14 protein-coding genes are annotated in these 16,579 nt (G+C 49.2%); 8 read left to right on the top strand and 6 right to left on the bottom strand.

The window, feature by feature from the left end; genetic code table 11:
- Window positions 1-5: 5 nt before the first annotated feature.
- Window positions 6-809: a glutamate racemase gene (gene murI, locus GT1_RS10760; RefSeq protein ID WP_188398702.1), complete on the bottom strand. Its 804-nt coding sequence runs from the start codon at window positions 807-809 to the stop codon at window positions 6-8.
- A gap of 210 nt (window positions 810-1,019) precedes the next feature.
- Here murI and GT1_RS10755 point away from each other — a divergent pair, with 210 nt between their 5' ends.
- Window positions 1,020-1,514, top strand: a complete 495-nt coding sequence (locus tag GT1_RS10755; RefSeq protein ID WP_188398701.1) for a hypothetical protein — start codon at window positions 1,020-1,022, stop codon at window positions 1,512-1,514.
- 54 nt (window positions 1,515-1,568) lie between these two features.
- Here GT1_RS10755 and gltS read toward each other — a convergent pair whose 3' ends face one another.
- Window positions 1,569-2,795, bottom strand: a complete 1,227-nt coding sequence (gene gltS, locus GT1_RS10750; RefSeq protein WP_188398700.1) for a sodium/glutamate symporter — start codon at window positions 2,793-2,795, stop codon at window positions 1,569-1,571.
- Window positions 2,796-3,212: 417 nt separating this feature from the next.
- Here gltS and GT1_RS10745 point away from each other — a divergent pair, with 417 nt between their 5' ends.
- The 3 genes from GT1_RS10745 to GT1_RS10735 all read left to right on the top strand — a co-directional run bounded on the left by GT1_RS10745 (window position 3,213) and on the right by GT1_RS10735 (window position 5,201).
- Window positions 3,213-3,707, top strand: coding sequence for a hypothetical protein (locus tag GT1_RS10745; RefSeq protein WP_188398699.1), 495 nt, complete (start codon window positions 3,213-3,215; stop codon window positions 3,705-3,707).
- A 68-nt stretch (window positions 3,708-3,775) separates the two neighbouring features.
- Window positions 3,776-4,399, top strand: a complete 624-nt coding sequence (locus GT1_RS10740) for a hypothetical protein (RefSeq protein WP_188398698.1) — start codon at window positions 3,776-3,778, stop codon at window positions 4,397-4,399.
- A 55-nt stretch (window positions 4,400-4,454) separates the two neighbouring features.
- Complete coding sequence (locus tag GT1_RS10735) at window positions 4,455-5,201, top strand: polysaccharide deacetylase family protein (RefSeq protein WP_188398697.1); 747 nt, start codon at window positions 4,455-4,457, stop codon at window positions 5,199-5,201.
- An 84-nt stretch (window positions 5,202-5,285) separates the two neighbouring features.
- On the opposite strand, the gene GT1_RS10730 is transcribed toward GT1_RS10735, so the two are convergent.
- Window positions 5,286-6,038 (bottom strand): exodeoxyribonuclease III, encoded by a 753-nt coding sequence (locus tag GT1_RS10730; RefSeq protein WP_188398696.1) that lies wholly within the window; start codon window positions 6,036-6,038, stop codon window positions 5,286-5,288.
- A 402-nt stretch (window positions 6,039-6,440) separates the two neighbouring features.
- Here GT1_RS10730 and GT1_RS10725 point away from each other — a divergent pair, with 402 nt between their 5' ends.
- Window positions 6,441-7,418 (top strand): diaminopimelate dehydrogenase, encoded by a 978-nt coding sequence (locus GT1_RS10725; protein WP_188398695.1) that lies wholly within the window; start codon window positions 6,441-6,443, stop codon window positions 7,416-7,418.
- Between the two features lie 100 nt (window positions 7,419-7,518).
- Here the strand turns inward: GT1_RS10725 and GT1_RS10720 are convergent, their stop codons facing one another.
- Both GT1_RS10720 and GT1_RS10715 read right to left on the bottom strand, forming a co-directional pair.
- On the bottom strand, window positions 7,519-9,003 hold the full coding sequence (locus GT1_RS10720) for a DASS family sodium-coupled anion symporter (protein ID WP_188398694.1): 1,485 nt from the start codon (window positions 9,001-9,003) through the stop codon (window positions 7,519-7,521).
- Window positions 9,004-9,078: 75 nt separating this feature from the next.
- Window positions 9,079-10,323 (bottom strand): 2,3-bisphosphoglycerate-independent phosphoglycerate mutase, encoded by a 1,245-nt coding sequence (locus GT1_RS10715; protein ID WP_188398693.1) that lies wholly within the window; start codon window positions 10,321-10,323, stop codon window positions 9,079-9,081.
- 172 nt (window positions 10,324-10,495) lie between these two features.
- Between GT1_RS10715 and GT1_RS10710 the strand changes: the two genes are divergently transcribed.
- Complete coding sequence (locus GT1_RS10710; RefSeq protein ID WP_188398692.1) at window positions 10,496-11,410, top strand: LysR family transcriptional regulator; 915 nt, start codon at window positions 10,496-10,498, stop codon at window positions 11,408-11,410.
- 160 nt (window positions 11,411-11,570) lie between these two features.
- Here the strand turns inward: GT1_RS10710 and garD are convergent, their stop codons facing one another.
- Window positions 11,571-13,100, bottom strand: coding sequence for a galactarate dehydratase (gene garD / locus GT1_RS10705; RefSeq protein WP_223226175.1), 1,530 nt, complete (start codon window positions 13,098-13,100; stop codon window positions 11,571-11,573).
- Between the two features lie 226 nt (window positions 13,101-13,326).
- On the opposite strand from garD, the gene GT1_RS10700 reads away from it, so the two are divergent.
- Together GT1_RS10700 and GT1_RS10695 are read left to right on the top strand one after the other, a co-directional pair.
- Entirely contained in the window at window positions 13,327-15,234 is a 1,908-nt protein-coding gene (locus GT1_RS10700) for a sigma 54-interacting transcriptional regulator (protein ID WP_188398691.1), read from the top strand.
- Window positions 15,235-15,306: 72 nt separating this feature from the next.
- Window positions 15,307-16,524 (top strand): MFS transporter, encoded by a 1,218-nt coding sequence (locus GT1_RS10695; protein ID WP_075757731.1) that lies wholly within the window; start codon window positions 15,307-15,309, stop codon window positions 16,522-16,524.
- Window positions 16,525-16,579: the final 55 nt, after the last annotated feature.

Genomic DNA, 16,579 nt, shown 5'->3' with positions numbered 1-16,579 from the left:
TGGGATTATTCCAGAATATTAACCTGTTCAAAATTATGCAGCGGTGCGTCGATAATGCTTTCTGCCAGGCGTTTGGCTCTTGCCGGGTCGGCTGAGAAGCAGAAACGGCGTACTGCCTGCTGGCTGGGATCTGCCAATAAATCCATGTCTTTCAGAACCTGTTGAGCATCAAGGGCCGTTTGTTTAGCCGGGTCAATGACGGTAACCTCAGGCCCCAGGATATGTTTAATGGGCGCTAAGAGGAAGGGATAGTGCGTGCAGGCCAGAACTACTGTATCCACACCCGCCTCTTTCATTGGCAGTAAGTATTCGCGGCAGGCCGCCTCGGCTTCGGCTCCCTCCAATATTTCGCTTTCCACCATGGGACAAAGTGGCGGGCAGGCCTGGGGAAATACTTTGGCGCTTGCATCCACTGCTGTAAGCCGCTGGGCATGCTTGCCGCTGTTAATGGTAGCTTGTGTGGCGGCAATACCGATATGCTTGCTTTTGGTAGCCGCCAGTGCTAATTGTTCGCCGGTATTCATGCCGACGATGGGAAATGAATACCGGCTGAGGGCTTGTTCCAATGTCCACATGGTTATCGTATTACATGCCATAATTGCCATTTTAACGCCCTGGCCATTAAGAAAATCCAGAATTTGATTGGTAAATTCGATGATTTGTTCCACCGGCCGGGGACCGTAGGGAGTACGGCCGGTATCACCGAAATAAACAATGTTTTCGTTAGGCATTAAGTTAATAACTTCTTTTACTACCGTAAGTCCGCCAATACCGGAGTCAAAAACTCCAATGGGTGCATTATTTGCCACAATTGACACCTCCGAATAATATAAAATTCCATAATTATACCATTATTATTATTATACTATTTAAACTACTAAAAACGACAAAAAAAGAAATAAAATTGATTTATAATAATTTGAAAAATCAGTAGATAGTGACATTCAATTTAATTTAATGGGAATTTTCTTTGATAAAATCAGCTTTGACACTGCCTAAATCAATAGTGGAGGTGTAGTATGAAAATTTTTAAGAAAACCTGCCGGGAGTTACGGGGAGTGCTGCCTGTCGCCGGGATTATTGTGTTTATTTTGTTGGCCGGTTCCGGGCAAGCAATTACGGACGGTTACTTACAATCACAGCTCAGCCATAAAACTATGCAGGAATCCCGGCAGCGTCTGGCAGCTTATCAAGCGCTCAAGGAGCGGGTAGAGGAGTATTGCCGGGCTTTTGTGGAGCGGGATTATGATACGATGTACAGACTGTCATATTTTAGAGATGTGCCAAAACCCAGTTTGCCCGAGTACCGGCAGCTGCGTGATGCCGGTACTGTTTATCAGATCAACGTATCGGTACAGGAAGTTGAGCTATATGACGACAAAGCCCGGGCCGCGCTTGAACTGGTAGTAACCCATCCCGTACTAGGCACCAACAAAACCAACCATAAGCAAGAATGGCAGCTGGTGGATAACCTCTGGTATAAAGTAGACTACGGCAGCATGCAGGGTAAATAAAAAGGACAGAGTCTAATGACTCTGCCCTTTGGGGTTTTATTCCTTTTTTATTCCTTATCGGAACATTCCGGCCATGCCGGTGATAATCAGCGCATTGGCAAAGTCGATCAAGAAGGCTCCTACCAAGGATACGATCATAAGCGCCCGGGGCGAAGGACCGTATTTTTCGGTTATTGCAGCCATGTTTACCAACGCATTGGGAGTAGCGCCCATACCGAAACCAACCATGCCGACAGACAGGTGTACGGCACTGTAGGTGCGGCCCATGACATAGTAAACTACCAGCCAGCAGAAGATAGCCATCAGGATAATCTGACCAACCAAAATGGTCAACAGAGGAAGCGCCAGGTTAACGAGTTCCCACAATTTAAGACCATTGATTGCCATTGTCAGATAGACGGCCAGTGAAATGTCGGAAATAACTTCAAGCGCACGGCCGTTGATTTTGTAAGACTTGGAAAAATCACCAATATTACGGACGAATGCAGCCGCAATCATGGCACCGATATAGGCAGGCAGCGTAATGCCGGCTTTGGTCAGATAGAAGCTGATAATGGAACCAATACCCATGGCAAAGATTACCCAGCCAAGAGTTTGCATTAAGGTTTCGCCGCTGAAGGTTTCTTCTTCTTCCACAAGCAGGCTGTCGTCTCCGTCTGTAGGAGCACCATGCAGCTTAGGTGTAGGGATGTTGTTCTTTTTAATCAGCCATTCACCGAATGGTCCGCCCATCAAGCTGCCGGCAACCATACCGAAGGTTGCGCAGGCGATAGCAGCAGTGGTAGCACCTTGTACACCCCACTCTTCAAAGAGCGGTCCAAAGGCGCCGCCGGTTCCCAAGCCGCCCATCAGGGTTACCGCACCACTGATAATGCCTAAGAGAGGATCAATACCGGTAAGCTTGGCCAGCGCAATGCCGAGAACGTTTTGCGCTACTGCCAGTACAACCGCTAACAGGAAAAAGATAATTAAAGGCATGCCGCCTTTTTTAAGCAGTGTTAAACTGGCACCCATACCAATTGTACAAAAGAACATAATCATAAGGGCTGTTTGCATTGTGCCATCCAGTTCAAACCCGAGGATCCCCTGGGTACGCAGGAAGGTGGACAGTGCAGCGAAGATCAAACCGCCGATAACAGGTCCTGGTATGCTAAGACGCATAAACAGAGGCACGCGATGTCTGATAAAATTACCGATAAAGTACATTACGAGGGCTAAAGCAACTGTTTGAATCATGTTGAGTTTGTAGACTAAAAGGCCTGCTACAATTTTAGATTCCATTAAGTAACCTCCACTCTTTGAATTTTCGAATCACAAGCCGGCATTAAGGCTTCATAATTCAATTCTCATTATAGACAAGCATTCCGTAAAAACTACAAGAACTGACAGAAAATTATATTAGAAAATATTGATTTGTTTACAATATTCAGAGAGAAAGCAAATGTATGCAGTACGCGCATTTCCTGATTCTGTTGCGGCGGTTTTGGGCCGAAAAGCAGTGAGTATGTAAATGCCAGCTATGATGATTGGCAGGAGGTTAGTCAAACCTGCAGGATGACTTGCTATTGCGAGATTAATATAAGCATTCGCGAAAAAAAATATGCAGAAAAATTGTTCCATGGACTTTGCAAATGCCATTTCCGGGCGTATTATACTATACATAGGCACTACTATTATTTTTAGGGACTGGGGGTATTTATGGTAAATTCGTGGAAAAGCTTTGTGGCTGGCGCCCTGACTATGCTGGTGGCCGGCATGATTGGTTATCTAGTTTTTACAGGGATGGAAAAGGGTACTCCTCCTGAGCAGAAATCAGCAGACACCACTGTTCCTGCTGATATAATTAACATTACACCTTTGCCGCCCTTATTAATTCTTAGCGGAACCGAGGTGCCTTTTGAAGGTAAGGTGGAGCTGCGTCAAGCCATTGCCGGAAAAGCTGCCCAAAATATATCGATTGTCAATTTTCAGGCCACAGGGGAGCAGGCCCAAAAATCAAGTATCAGGATTGTCTGGGAAAATGGTGAGGTTGAAACCATTTACCCTGGTACCAAGGATAAACAGTTTTCACCTGAGCGACGGGCTGTGGAAATTTCCGTAACCGGCTACAGTATGCGTGAACGGCGTATTTTTCAGGATTCGCGCCGTAAGGGAACATTAACCTGGGAAATACGTTATGAGCCGTTTCAATAGTAATTAACCACCGCCTGCAGCGGCAGGCGGTGGCTTCACGTACTAAGGATAAATAATGGGGTGACAGAATGGATGTACGGGCCGGAGGGCTGGTTAAAAAAATAGTGTTCTTGCTTTTGCTTGCTTATTTTTCCACCACAGCTTCAGCCGGGTATGCGATAACCCCGCTCAGGGTAGCGGTTATGCCGCCCATGAATACGGCTGATTATCACCCGCAGCAGGATATTCAAATCCTGCAGGACACCATAAAAAAGCCTTTTAAATATCCTTATTATACCTTGCTGCCTGCCGACATGACGGCCGAGGCCGCGCAAAGCCTGCTGACGGAGAATAAGCAGGCAAGATTATCTGACGAAACAATCCTGTCAGCCGTTGCCGACGCGCTGTCGGCCGATATTGTCGTGGTTGTTGAGCTGGACCGCGCCAGGCAGCAGCGGTTTTATTCCCATAGGCTTGACGATACCTATGTTCAATCAGATATAACAATAAAATGCTACGCGTACTCGGCGGCAACAAAACAATATGATATAATGAAGGCAAATAAAAATTCCGTGGAAGGGGAGAGTATCCAAACAAGCCCGGAGGTAATCTTTAAGGACCTTGCTGAAGAAATACTGATTAAATTACCCTACAAACGGATTCCGCCGGCTCAGGGTTCCCATTCGGATACAGTGAAGAAGAGAGAGGGGTGATGGCTTGTTAGCCTGGCGACAGTGGATTTGTTTATTGGCGGTACTGGTCATCTCTATGGCTGCAAATACTGCGGCGGCACAGTATCAAAATGGTATACCGGTGCTGCTGTATCATCATGTAAGTGAGGACAAGCGCGACCTGCCCCGTCTGACAGTGACACCGGCGGAATTTGAACGCCAGCTGGCATTGTTGAAACATGCCGGCTTTCAGACCATTTCACCTGGGCAGCTATTAGCCTATATGAAGCAAGAGCCGGTGGTGCTGCCGGAGAAGCCGGTGCTTATTACCCTTGACGACGGTTATGAAGATAATTATACCAACGCATTTCCGATATTAAAGCAATTTGATTTTAGTGCGGTAATTTTTATGGTCGGGGTCAATATTGACAGGGAAGAGCGGCTCTCAAGCCGGCAGATTGGGGAAATGTCGGCTGCCGGTATCAGTTTTGGCGGTCATTCGGTGACCCATCGTGATATGACGGTTTTAACAGGACCAGAGCTGGTGCGGGAGACCAAAGACATCAAGAAGCTGCTGAAAAAAGCCGCCGCCAAGGATGTGGACGTATTCTCCTATCCTTATGGCTCCTATGATCTTGCTGCCTGGGAAGCGGTGGCTGCAGCCGGGTATCAGGCGGCTTTTACCGTACTGCCCGGCCTGAACAAACCCGGCAGGGACAATGTGTATTTGCTCAGACGTATACCGATATATGACAATACCGATTTTAATGCGTTATTTAGGCTGCTGGATGCCAATCAACCCAAGACCAAGCTGCTGGAATACTCGCCGGAATACAGCGAGTAGGCATAGCGAAAATAGGCGGCACGCCAAACCGGACTAAATCGCAATAATAAAGGGGCGCTGAACTATCAGCGCCCTTTCCTTATGCTAAAATATCTCCAGTCCGACAGGGCAATGGTCGCTGCCCATGATGTCAGGATAAATGACAGCCTCTTTTACCGAATCCTTTAGCCGGCTGGAGACGACAAAATAGTCAATACGCCAGCCGATATTGCGTGCTCTCGCATTCATCATATAAGACCACCAGGTATAGGCATTTTCTTTGTCAGGATATAAAAGGCGGAAGGTATCGGTGAAGCCGGCCTGTAACAGACAGGTCATTTTTTCTCTTTCTTCGTCGGTAAAACCGGCGTTTTTGCGGTTGGACTTGGGATTTTTAATGTCGATTTCCTGGTGGGCGACATTGAGATCGCCACACATAATGACAGGCTTCAGTTGATCAAGGCGCAGGAGGTAGGCCCTGAAATCATCTTCCCACTGCGTCCGGTAACTGAGGCGCATAAGCTCGCGCTGGGAATTGGGAGTATAGACATTGACCAGATAGAACTCTTCAAATTCCAGGGTAATAATCCGGCCTTCCTGATCATGCTCCTCCATATTCATGCCATAGGCAACCGACAACGGTTTTAACCGGGTAAAAATGGCGGTGCCGGAGTAGCCTTTTTTTATCGCGCTGTTCCAGTATTCCTCATAGCCGGGCAGCACCAGCTCAGACTGGCTTTGCTGCATCTTGGTTTCCTGAACACAGAAAATATCGGCCTGAATGGTATGAAAAAAATCTTCAAACCCTTTACCGAGACAGGCCCTAAGGCCATTTACATTCCATGATATTAGTTTCATAACAACCTCTTTCTTCAGATTCCGGATTTGACAGGGTGCTAATAACGCGCACAATGCCGACTGCTGCAAATCCTATGATGATAATTCTCCATGGCACGTGGCTTCTCCTTTGTGGCCGGAGGTTAACATTTGTACAAAAAAGAAGGTATTGGCCGTTTGGTGTCGAAATATACTAATTCTTAACAGCGGCAGCTATGTACTGCAAACTTTTGCTCTTTATCCTGAGACTAACCTGCTCAAAGACTCTTGGTTGCTGTAAGGGAGGTTATGCCCCTGCAGGCAAGGGTGAGCGGTTAAGTACCTGGAAGCTGGGCAGCTAACCTTCGGCTGGGGTTACAACCCTGCCTGAAGCTAAGTCTACTTTATAAGCAGACATAATTATAGCCATATCAGGAGGTAACGATGAGTCAGAAGATACGTATTGGAATTGTCGGCTATGGCAATCTGGGAAAAGGTGCAGAACTGGCAGTTCAGCAAAATACCGACATGGAACTGGTGGCCGTGTTTTCCCGGCGCCGTCTGGAGAAAACCCTGAGCGGTGTACCGGCGCTGCTGGTGGACGAAGCCGAAGCATACCGGGACAAAATTGATGTTATGCTGCTTTGCGGTGGTTCGGCCACCGACCTTATTGAACAAGGTCCCCGGTTCTCGTCCTTGTTCAATACTGTTGACAGTTTTGATACCCATGCCAAAATTCCCGCCTATTATGCGGCCATGGAGCAAAGTGCCAAGGCTTCAGGCAAAGCTGCCGCCATCTCGGTTGGCTGGGATCCGGGCCTTTTCTCGCTTAACCGTTTGCTGGCAGGGGCGGTTTTGCCGCAGGGAACTGATTATACGTTCTGGGGCAAAGGCGTTAGCCAGGGACACTCGGATGCAGTTCGCCGCATTCCGGGAGTTAAAACTGCAAAACAGTATACGGTTCCCAAACAGGAAGCTATTTCCGGCGTACGTTCCGGCACCTTGCCGCCGGTAAATGCACATGAGGTGCATGTCCGCGATTGCTATGTCGTTGCCGAACCCGGGGCCGATCTCGCGGCTATTGAAACGGCAATCAAAACCATGCCGCATTATTTTTCCGACTATGAAACCCATGTTTCTTTTGTATCAGAGCAGGAGTTTGAGGCCAGTCATGCCGGCACTCCCCATGGGGGCTTTGTCTTTCGTACCGGCCAAACCAGCCCTGATGTCAACCATGTGATGGAATTTGCCCTGAAGCTTGACAGCAATCCCGAGTTTACCGCCAGTGTCCTGGTGGCTTATGCCCGGGCCGTATTCCGGCTGGCCCAGCACGGTGGCCGGGGAGCTTACACGGTATTTGACATTCCTTTTGGCTGGCTCTCACCCAAGTCAGCCGCTGAACTGCGGCAGGAACTGTTATAGTCCGCCAGGCAGGTGCCCCAGTAAAAAATGCCGATAAAATAAAAAACGGCAGCCGGTCTATCCATTTGATAGCCGGTTGCCGTTTTTTTATTTTAGGCTGTTATGCAATACCGATAATTTTAAACCAGGTAAATATCGCCAAACTAATAATAACAGCACCCACAAAACAAGTGACAACCGCGTATTTCACCTGGTCCAGCACGGAAAAATAACCGGTTCCGAAATATAAGGTGTTTACCTTGGAATGGGGCGGCAGCGTAATCGTATAGGTCATAGTCATGGCCGAAGCCAGAGCAAGCGCTACCGGGTTCATGCCCAGCGTTTTGGCCAGGGTGATGAATGCCGGTATCAGAATAGTTACCCTTACCGTCTTGCTGGTAAAGATAAGATGGCTGTACATGCTGATGAATACCACAATGACATAGACCCAGAAATGGCTCATATTTTGTAGTCCGAGCCCGTTAACCAGTTGCGTTATCAACCATTCCGCACCCTTGGATTTGTCCAGGGCGCCGCCAACCGCGTAGGCACCGGCAGCAAAAATCATCAAATCCCACTTGATGTTGGCTTCTTTCCAGGTAAGCAGTCCCAGCTTGGGCAGGAGACAGAGCAGTGCGGCCAGAACAGCAGTCTGCTCGGTACTGATTTCATAGCCGACCCAGTGCTTATGATAATCTCCTGTTGCCCATAGCACCACTGTCAACAAGAAGATAACCATGGCTTTTTTCTCTGCAAGGGAGAAGGAGCCGAGCTTTCTTAGTTCTTCCTCCAGTGTGCCGATAGCTTTTTCAAAATTAAATTCATCCTTAATTGAGAAAATTTTGAGTCCGAGGAAAAAGACAATGATCATGGTGATAATTGCTGTTGGCATAGAGGCCAGCAGCCACTGCATATAGCCGATGTTTCCCCCGGCCTGCGAGTTAATAAATCCGACGGCAATAATGTTGCCAGCCGTAGCCGTCATAACTCCCGAGGTGGCCAAAGCATCTGCCTGTAAACCCTGAAGCATCATAACCCGGCCCAGATTGCTCTCACCGGGAATGGCCTTGTAAACCTCCAGTAAAATAAGGCAAATAGGAACCATCAGTGTGGCCCGGGCCGTTGTGGACGGAACAAAGAAGGCGAGTACAAAGTTGATGACGATCAGCGTAAATAATGTCATCTTGGGTGTTTTTCCGAACTTGGTTATCATCCATAATGCAAACCTTCTTCCCAACTGGGACTTAACAATAGCAGAGGTGAGAACAAATGCCGACACCATAAGCCAGATAACGTCATTGCCCAGCATGCCAAAGGCATCCTTCTGGTCCTTGACGGCTCCTATCAATGGCAGCAGTAAAATCGCTAACATCGAGGTAAGGTAAATCGGAATAGGTGTTGTTACCCAAAGGATCAGAGCAGCTGTAAAAACAGCTAATGAACGCTGTGCCGCCAGCCCCAGACCTTCCGGTGTGGGCATAAGCAGCAAGAAGAGAAACACCGCAATGGCGAGGGGAATTCCCCACTTTTTCATTAATCGCTCAACCTGTCCCGGCTTTTTTTCGGGCGAATCGCCGGAAACTTTTCCTGTTTTTTCTTGAGACATTACACAAGCTCCTTTCTGTTTTGTTGCGTCGCTATTTTGCTGCCTCCTTTCTGGCATTCAGCTTGCGTGACGCAATCAAGCACCAAATTTTTGTGAGAATCCCATGAGATCAATTAATATGTGAAAATAATTGTTGCCGGTAATTCTGCCTAATCCACCGTGAGAACAGGACGTTTCACCATAGGTTACTTGTTTATCCGCCCTGACCCCTTTGCCCCAAATTACTGCCGGCACCGGGTCGCCGCTATGCTCCTTTACTGCGCAGGGAGTGGAATGATCGGCGGTTATGGCAATAAGGGTATCTGGCGGGATATTTGCCTTGATCTGTCCGACCATTGTATCGATTTGCTCAATGATGTTTTTTTTCTGGTCCCACCGGCCGTCGTGTCCGGCTAAATCCGTAGCTTTTATATGTACCAGTACCAGATCGTTATCCGCCAGCAGCTCAAGTACCGCAGCCGCTTTGAGTTTGCCGTTAAAATCATACGAGCCGGTGATGCCCGGATGGGTATAGTTTTGCATGCCTGCCATTTTGGCTATTGCCTGCACGGTTGCTTCACCTGATACGGCTGCGCACCGGAGTCCTTTAAAGCGCTCCCTCAGCGGGGTACAGTAAGTGACAATACCCGCACCCCGGGTTAGGATGGCGTTTGCCGGAAGCTGTCCTGACATAATCCGTTGCCGGTTAAGCGGATGTTTACCAAGCACCTCCCTGGCAATGGCAAGATATTGCTCCACGGCCTGTGCCGTCCTTATCGCCGCATCGGTTTTATCAAGCGGTTGTACCTTTTGCATCGCCATGCCTTCGTTATTTCCGCCCGGATCGGAATCCGACACCTGGGGCGACAGGCCCTTTCCCCTTAATACCAGTACTGCTCTGTGATCGGTAGCTGGCGCAAAATTAGCAATGATATCTTCGTTCAGGGAAATGTTATCCAAAAGACGCGCTAATTCAGCTACTCCGTCCCTGATTCTGCCTGCGCGTCTGTCGCTTACTTTACCATCCTGGTCTACTGTCGCAAAATTGCAGCGAAAGGCGACATCCCCGGGGAATATTTCGAGTCCGGCACCTAATGCCTCAATGGGTCCCCGGCCGGAGTACACTTCGTTGGGGTCATACCCCAGCATGCATAAATGTCCCACATCAGTCCCGCACGGTATGCCTGGAGCGTACGGGTCAACCAAACCGGTCAAGCCTTCACTGGCGATTCTGTCCAATGTAGGGGTTGCAGCAGCTTCGAGTGGCGTGAGTTCCCCTAGTTCGTGTATCGGTCTGTCACCTAATCCATCTATGCTGACAAGTATGGCCTTACGTTTCAAGTTATCTTCCTCCTGTCCAAGCTTTCTGGCATGCTCTGCGCTTATTCATGGGTGGCACAAAACGCAGGAGGCAGCTTTTTTCTGATTAATTTAATTTTAACTGAAGGATTATAGCTAAACCATGCATAATAATTAACCAAAATGATAAGGTGAATATTATCAAGGAGGCACTATGACGATTCAGCAGCTCCGAACTTTTTGTGCAGTAGTGGAAGATAAGTCGTTTCACCGGGCGGCTGACCGCCTGTATATGGCCCAGGCCTCAGTGAGCCAGCAAATAGCTGCTTTAGAAAAGTACTATGCTGTTTTGCTTTTCATCCGGAGCGGGAGGTCTTTTTCCATTACGGCAGAAGGGCTTTCCCTTTATAAATGGGCGAAAGAAATACTTGCGCTGATTGATGCCATTCCCGATAAGTTTAAGGAATTGCACAGGCAGTCAGAAGGTAAGCTGGTTCTTGGAGCCTCCACCCTTGCCGGCAACTTTATTCTCCCTCCTATCCTGAAGCAGTTTAAAGAAACCTACCCCAAAGTTGAATTATCGGTTCATATCGGGTATGGTAACGAAATGGTGGAGCGGGTACGAAACGGGACTTTAGATTTGGCCATTGTCGGCAAAAACTTAAACTGGGTCAATGAAGCTGAGGTAAAATTTCTTCCGGTAGCAATCGACCATCTCTCTTTAATTGCTGCCCAGGGACATCCCTTAACGAAAAGAAAAATAGTGTATCCCCAGGAACTTGTCGGTCCATATACCTTTATCCACTCCCGCCCCGGTTCTGCCATGAGGTCAATGGTTGAGGATTATTTAAAACAGGAGAATGTCACACCTAATTCGATACTTGAAATGGGGAACCACGAAACAATCAAAAGAGCGGTGGAACAAGGACTGGGCATTGCCCTTATCAGTACGGTTTGTATTTCACGGGAAATTGCGAGCGGTCAATTGGTGAATATCCCCTTACTTAACCTTAGCAAGGTTTCCCGGCAATTTATCCTAGTATCGAAGCAACGGCAGGAATATAACAATGTAGAAAGATCGTTTATTGACATCTTAGCCGGACTGATACCCCCTGACATAAAAGCCTAAGCTCTAGGCAGAAGGGGGGCTGTCACAGTAAGATCGGCAATAAATAAAAGACGGCAGCCGGCTATAATCGCCGGCTGCCGTCTGTATGCCAAAAGGACGTGCTGCTTTATGTTTGCGGCACGTCCTTTTATTGATTGTTTGCTTGTTACGCTGCTGTGGATCAGGTTACCGGGGCGGGGTTAAACAGACACAGGTCATTATGAATACCCCAATGGTCGGCCCAGGTTTGTTTGCGGCCGCTGGCAACCTCCAGCAGCAGGCGGAAAATTTCCCAGCCCACCTCTTCAATCGTGGCTTCGCCGGTAGCAATACGTCCGGCGTTTACATCCATAATGTCAGGCCATTGCTCGGCCAGGGCATTGCGGGTGGCTACCTTGATTACCGGTGCCATTGCCAGGCCATACGGTGTGCCGCGGCCGGTGGTAAAGACCTGCAGATGGATGCCTGATGCCAGCTGTAAGGTACCGCAGACAAAATCGCTGGCCGGTGTGGCCGCATAAATCAGACCTTTTTGGCTGGCTTTTTCACCAGGCGACAAAACACCGTCGATGGCGCTGGAACCTGATTTGGCAATAGAGCCCAACGCTTTTTCAACAACATTGGCTAATCCGCCTTTTTTGTTGCCTGGAGCCGGATTGGCGCTGCGGTCGGCTTGGCCGAGGGCTAAATAGTTGTCATAATACTTCATTTCGCGCAGCAGGGCGCGCCCTACTTCCTCATTTACCGCCCGGGGGGTCAGCAAATGAATGGCATCCCGCACCTCGGTGACTTCCGAGAACATGACGGTTGCACCGGCACGTACCAGCAAGTCTGCGGCATAACCTACCGCCGGATTGGCGGTCACGCCGGAAAAGGCGTCACTGCCGCCGCATTGCAGGCCAATGACCAGATCAGACACAGGACAGGTAACCCGCCGGCGCTGGTTTAATTGCAGTAAGCGTGCTTCAGCCATCGCGAGAATGGCGTCCACCATTTTGCTGAAGCCCTGCTGCTCCTGCAGCACCAGGATACTGGACTTGTCATGGCCGGGAATCACCTGTTCGGGCAGCAGTTTTTCACAGCCCAGGCCAACCACCATTACCTGGCCGCCAAAGTTGGGATGCAGGGCCAGATTGCGGATTGTGCGGATGGGGACAACGGCTTCCGGGGCATTAATGGCCACCCCGCAGCCGTAATTATGATTTACCGCCACAACATCATCAACATTAGGGTATTTTGGCAAAAGCTCTGTTTTGATCTTGTTAACCGCATAATTGACAACCCCGGTGACACATTGAACACTTGTGATTATGCCCAGCAGGTTTTTGGTGCCGGCACTGCCGTCGGCGTTGCGGAAGCCTTCGAAGGTACAGCCTGCTAATGGCGGCAGCGGCGCAGGCACTTTGGTGGCCAGCGGCAATTCCTCCAATTCAGGCGGAGTGGGTAAGGTCACTAACGACTCTTCAATCCAACTGCCCTGGGCAATCGGGCGAACGGCATAGCCGATAATTTCGCCATAACGGATAATGGCTTCACCCTGAGGCAGGTCGGTTAAAGCCACTTTATGGCCCTGGGGTACATGTTCTTTTAGCGCAAGCCCGCAGGGAAATACCGTGCCTTCAGGCAAACCGCCGGTATTGACAATAATGGCGACATTGTCTGCTGTGTGCACCTTGATGTAGAGCGGCGCTTCTGGGGAAATCGATGACATAGCAATTCTCCTTTTAGCAAGTTAATCAAGCTATTCTATTACAGGTTTACGGGGAACGGCTTGCATTGTTGTTTGTTGTACCTATTTCTCTTGCAATAATTATGCCAAGCCGGAATTTGCTGCATCTCCGGCAGGGCAAGCTGACTAAAAGCAACAAATGTTGTTGTTTTGTTGCAAAAGTTGCGTTAGAATGAGCATAGTACTTATACTGGCAAGGAGTTGCTGTATGGTTAAAATTGCGTTTATTGCTCCGGATAAACAATTGTTTTTACAGGGCAGGAAAATCATCCATGAACTGGGGATAGCAGACCGTGTGGTCATCTATCTGGCAAGGCTTAAACGGGCGGTCCGTCTGGCCAAAGCCTTGGAACAGCAGGATGTTTCTGTTATTATCAGCCGGGGCGGTACCGCCAGGGTTATTATTAAAGCCCGGATTCAGATTCCTGTTGTCGAGATACCCATCAGCGGCCAGGATTTGGCGCAGGTTTTTTATGAAGCCAAAAAGATTACCGCCTTGGACCGTCCACAAGTGGCGATGGTGGCTTTTGACAATATGGTCTATGATATTGAAAGCCTTTCGGCGATACTGGGCATCAACCTGACCATCTATCGCCTGGAAACAAGTGAGGACATTCCTGCCCGGATCGCGGAAGTGGCCCAATCGGACGCCGATATTGTGGTAGGCGGCATCAAGACAGTGCTGCTTGCCGCCAAACAGGGGCTGACCCATCATCTTATCCGGTCAGGGGAATTTTCCATCAGGACGGCTTTTGCTGAAGCCGAGAAGATCATTCAGGCCAGAAAGATAGAAAAAGAACAGGCGCAAAAATTCAAAGCTTTAGCCGATTATTCCCTGGAAGGCATTATTAGTATTAATCCGCAAAAGACGGTGGAGGTTTTTAATCCGGCTGCCGAAACTTTGCTGAAAATTTCTGCACCGGAGATTGTCGGCAAGCAAATTGATCAGGTGCTGAGCGGCATCGAGGTGGACCTCTGTCTGGCCAAACGGAAGCGCATTACCGGCCAAACCGTGCAGCAAGGCAGCATTTGGCTTACGTATAATATTGCGCCTGTTATTGTTGACAGCCAGCTGACAGGCGCTATCATTACTTTTCAGGATATTACGCATATTCAGGAGCTTGAGGCCAAAATCCGCAACCAGGTGCTTGCCAGGCGGTTTGTCGCCAGCTATCGTTTTACCGATATTATCGGCAGCTCCCCGCAGCTAAAGGAAAGCAAGCGCATTGCCCGGGAGATGGCGCTGGTGGATAATGCCACGGTTTTGATTTTTGGCGAATCGGGAACAGGCAAGGAATTGTTTGCGCAAAGTATTCATAATGAAAGCTGTCGCAAACACGGACCGTTTGTTGCCGTCAATTGTGCCGCCTTGCCTGCCAATCTGTTGGAAAGCGAGCTGTTTGGCTATGTCGAGGGAGCGTTTACCGGCGCCGCGAAAAAAGGCAAACCGGGGTTATTTGAAATGGCGCACCGTGGCACGATTTTTCTTGATGAAATATCGGAAATGGATAAATACGGACAAAGCCGCCTGCTAAGAGTATTGCAGGAACGGCAGGTTATGCGGCTGGGTGACGACAAATATATTCCGATAGATGTCAGGATTATTGCTGCCACAAATAAGAAGCTGGGCGATTTGGTCAAAGAAGGGCAGTTTCGCCAGGATTTGTTTTACCGGTTTAAAGTGCTGACCTTGAACCTGGCGCCGCTGCGCAAAAGGAGTGCCGATATTGCCTGCCTGGCACAGTATTTCGTCCGTCAGTTTACGGCAAAGTACAATAAACAAGTGGAAATAGTACCGGCAGTATACCGGTATTTACAGGAGTATGACTGGCCCGGCAATGTCCGGGAATTAATGTATTTCCTTGAGCGGCTGATTATTATTTGCAACGAACAGGTCATCACCGTTGATGTGGTGAAGCAATACTGGGATGACCGGGAGGACACCGGCCCCGATGCGGCTGTGACGGTCAGAAGGCCGGAGGTGGCGGAAATTGTAGCGGCTTTGGAAAAGTGCAATTCCAATATCTCGCGCACGGCAGAACTGCTGGGGATGGACCGGAGTACCTTGTATCGTAAACTCAAAAGCTACAATATTGAAACAAAAAAAACATATTAGTCCTATGGAGCTGCCGCGATGGCCGGGCTGCCCCACAGGGCTTGCAAACGGAGTAGGAGAGGAGTCCTGTAGTTGAAGTGGCGCAAGAATCTCTGGACCCTGGCTTTGGCGGTTATGCTGTCAGGGGCCAGCTATACCATGCTGGTACCCTTCCTGCCTTTATATCTTTTGGATATTGGCGCAAGTCCGGAGAATGTAAATATGTGGTCAGGTCTGGTGCTTTCCAGTTCCTTTTTGGTGTCGGCTTTTCTGGCTCCCTACTGGGGACGGTGTGCCGATAAAAGCGGGCGGCGGCGGATGCTGCTGCGGGCAGGGTTTAGCCTGGCCTTTGTCTACTTTTTAGGGTATTTGGTTAGAAATCCTGTTGAATTATTGATTGTCAGACTGCTGCAGGGGGTTGCCAGCGGGTTTGTGCCGGCAGCTATGGCCATCGTGGCGGCGTCAACGCCCAAAGAGCATATGGGCTTCAGTCTGGGAATTATGCAGACAACCCTGCTGATTGGCGGTATTGTCGGCCCCTTGCTGGGAGGGAGTCTGTCACATATTTTTGGTATGCGATTTTCTTTTGTTATTGCTGCGGCGATTATTTTCGGGGGAACCGTTATTGCCGGGATGCTGGTGAAAGAGCCGGAAAATAACGCAACTGCCGTACAGGAAGGCGGTATGCTGGATGATTTGAAGACAGCGTTTGCCAATCGCCAGCTGGTGCAAATGCTGTGTTTGCTGTTCGCGGTGCAAACCGTCGCCATGCTGTTGCAGCCACTGATTGCCCTGTATATATCCGAATTGCAGGGGACAATGGAAGGGGCTGCGCTGACAGCCGGCATCGTGTATAGTTTGGCCGGTATTGCCGGGGCGATTGCAGCGCCGCTGTGGGGACGGATCGGCCAGCGGCGGGGGTTTGCCCAAGTATTGACCATCGCCTTTCTGGGGGCCGGTATGTTTAGCTTTTCCCAGTATTTTTCCGCCGATATTTATCAGTTTAGCGTACTGCAATTCCTGTATGGATTATTTGTTGTCGGTGTTTTTCCCGCTATTAATACCATTGCCGTTTCCTGCACCGATCCGAATTCGCGGGGGCGGGTATTTGGCCTGACGACAACAGCCAACCACCTGGGCTCGATGACCGGGCCGCTGATTGGCGGTATGGTCAGCTTCTGGATTGGCATCAGGCCGGTGTTTCTCATTACCGGGGGCGTACTGCTGGCGCTGGGGGGGCTGGTCTTTTTGAACTGGCACAAAAGGGATGACGCCGGCGAGTGTCCTGTGGCCGCTGAAAGAGAAAAATAATATTTGGTGCTTTTTTCTAATGAAATTATAAAATCGGCAGTTCATAATACAATCA

The sequence above is a fragment of the Sporomusa sp. GT1 genome, assembly GCF_014634905.1.
In the GTDB taxonomy this organism is placed as follows: domain Bacteria; phylum Bacillota; class Negativicutes; order Sporomusales; family Sporomusaceae; genus Sporomusa; species Sporomusa sphaeroides.
Note: the sequence above shows the minus strand (reverse complement) of the source record. Positions and strands in the feature narration are given on the sequence as shown.

Bases quoted from the DNA above. Each gene is read 5' to 3' on its own strand.
- GT1_RS10755 (WP_188398701.1), top strand. From the start codon at position 1,020: ATGAAAATTTTTAAGAAAACCTGCCGGGAGTTACGGGGAGTGCTGCCT.
- gltS (WP_188398700.1), bottom strand. From the start codon at position 2,795: ATGGAATCTAAAATTGTAGCAGGCCTTTTAGTCTACAAACTCAACATG.
- GT1_RS10745 (WP_188398699.1), top strand. From the start codon at position 3,213: ATGGTAAATTCGTGGAAAAGCTTTGTGGCTGGCGCCCTGACTATGCTG.
- GT1_RS10740 (WP_188398698.1), top strand. From the start codon at position 3,776: ATGGATGTACGGGCCGGAGGGCTGGTTAAAAAAATAGTGTTCTTGCTT.
- GT1_RS10735 (WP_188398697.1), top strand. From the start codon at position 4,455: ATGGCTGCAAATACTGCGGCGGCACAGTATCAAAATGGTATACCGGTG.
- GT1_RS10730 (WP_188398696.1), bottom strand. From the start codon at position 6,038: ATGAAACTAATATCATGGAATGTAAATGGCCTTAGGGCCTGTCTCGGT.
- GT1_RS10725 (WP_188398695.1), top strand. From the start codon at position 6,441: ATGAGTCAGAAGATACGTATTGGAATTGTCGGCTATGGCAATCTGGGA.
- GT1_RS10720 (WP_188398694.1), bottom strand. From the start codon at position 9,003: ATGTCTCAAGAAAAAACAGGAAAAGTTTCCGGCGATTCGCCCGAAAAA.
- GT1_RS10710 (WP_188398692.1), top strand. From the start codon at position 10,496: ATGACGATTCAGCAGCTCCGAACTTTTTGTGCAGTAGTGGAAGATAAG.
- garD (WP_223226175.1), bottom strand. From the start codon at position 13,100: ATGTCATCGATTTCCCCAGAAGCGCCGCTCTACATCAAGGTGCACACA.
- GT1_RS10700 (WP_188398691.1), top strand. From the start codon at position 13,327: ATGGTTAAAATTGCGTTTATTGCTCCGGATAAACAATTGTTTTTACAG.